We start from the raw sequence: 2024 nt of genomic DNA, 5'->3' as shown, positions 1-2024 counted from the left end.
CTCTCTGATAAGACTGACATCACTGCGGAGTTTAATCCTGCATTTGTTGCTATACTCCAGCAAAAAGGATATATCGACAATATTCACCATATCACATGTGCTGATGTGAAGGATATAACAGAGGTGGACGTAATGGGCGCAGAATTAACATCTCTAAGGGGCATTGAATATTTCTCAGCTTTGACCGTACTGTTTTGTGATGACAATCAGCTGACATCTTTGGATATGGGGTATAACGCCTTGCTGGAATACTTGTTTTGCTCGGGGAATCAACTGACTTCTTTGAATATAAGTAGAAACGCTGCTTTAAAAACCTTGGAATGTAATGATAATCAGCTGACATCATTAGACGTAAGTCAGAATAAAGGCTTGGAAATGTTGAACTGCTTTAGAAACCAATTGACATCCTTAGACATAAGTCATAATGTTGCAATCACTCACTTGGCTTGCTCTGAAAACCAATTGAAGAACTTGGATGTAAGCCATAACATCATTCTGACATCGTTATGGTGCGATAAAAATCAACTGGCATTCTTAGACTTAAGCCACAATATAGATCTGGGGTATTTGGAATGTCAAGATAACCATTTAGTCAATCTGGATTTAAGTCAAAATACTTCGCTGTGGGGATTGAACTGCAAAAACAACCCGGGAAATGGCGGCGTTTTCGAGGTGACTCTTTGGGTAGGAAGCAAATTGAAGGCATATACGGAGTCATGGGAATATGATGGACAAACAGTGGCTGTGAAATACATTAAAAATTAAAGGATTAATAATGGCGTAACACAAATTTAATTAGCATGAATACAGTATTGATTGTAGATGCCTCCGACTCCGACCGTCGGATTATGGCTGGCTTGCTTGTCAAGTCTGGCTATGAGCCGATAGCAGTTGAGACGATGGAGGCAGCAAAAGACGAGGTGGCAAAGCTGCCACCCGGCGCAGTGATTGTCGCGGATTGCAAACTCCCCCGATGGCTCTGCCAAAGAGTTAGTTAACTGGCTAAAACTGGAACGTAAGGACTTTCCGGTAATAGCCATAGTAGAACGCCTCGGTGACCCTGAAGCAACCCAAGTGATGGCGGATCATGGAGCGGTGAATGTCGTTCAACGTCCCTCCATAGACAAGCAGCTTCCCGAACTGGTGAAAAAGTATGTCCGAGATGTCGATGATGTAATCTTTGCTAAAGGCGGACTGATTCATCGTCAAAGCAAGGAGTTCTGTGAGATAGAAAAATCTATCCGTCAGATTGCCTCTACCGATGTAAATGTGGTGATCATTGGCGAAAGCGGAATGGGTAAAGAAATGATTGCTCTCGAAATATATCGTCTGAGCAACAGGTCCGGAAACTCACTCATGGAAATTGAAGCCGGTAGTGCTGCACTTGTCGGTAAGGATAACCCGGAATCAGGTAGAAGCAAGACCTACAATCGGATAAAAGGTTATTTCAATGACACTAAAGGAGGCACCTTAATCATCAAGAATATACATCTTCTTGATATCGAGAAACAATCAGTGCTTCTTCACATTCTTTCAGAGGAGCATCCTGACGTCAGGGTCATCTGTACCGCAGAGCCTGAACTGTTGGAGATGGTCAGAGAAAAGACCTTTCGACCGACTTTGTTCTACGAATTGCGGCAGCTTGATATAAATGTGCATCCGCTGCGACACTTGAAAGAAGACATCCCGATTATTGCGGACTACTTCCTTCAAAATTACGCTGAAGACAATGGAGAGCCACCCAAGAGACTGTCAGCGTCGGCTGTCAAGTTGCTGAAACAACACAGTTGGCCCGGCAACATCCGAGAATTGAAGGTTACAATTCTTCTCGCCGCACAAAATGTCGAAGGCACGCTAATCAATGCCGATGACCTCACAATATGTCAGGCGACTCCTATAATGAAAGAAAGTCTTTTGCTTCGTGATGAAAAGGAGGAGCGACGACGAATTTTTGCATGAAATCGAACTCGGAAAACGGCAACGTGGCCGTAATCTCAGATATTTTTCGTAACTTCACGTACATT

General features: G+C 43.4%; 1 protein-coding gene and 1 pseudogene. Both read left to right on the top strand.

Features of this window, described 5'->3' with window-relative positions:
• A pseudogene (locus tag K2H17_RS07405) lies at positions 1-765 on the top strand (hypothetical protein); the annotation flags it as partial.
• Positions 766-948: 183 nt separating this feature from the next.
• Positions 949-1959 carry a sigma 54-interacting transcriptional regulator gene (locus tag K2H17_RS07400; protein WP_300133249.1) on the top strand — a complete coding sequence of 337 codons (1011 nt, stop codon included), beginning with the start codon at positions 949-951 and terminating at the stop codon, positions 1957-1959.
• The last annotated feature ends 65 nt before the right edge of the window (positions 1960-2024 follow it).

It is taken from the genome of Duncaniella sp., assembly GCF_029054785.1.
GTDB lineage: Bacteria > Bacteroidota > Bacteroidia > Bacteroidales > Muribaculaceae > Duncaniella.
The sequence above is the reverse complement of the archived record's forward strand: the minus strand, read 5'-3'. Positions and strand labels throughout refer to the sequence as shown.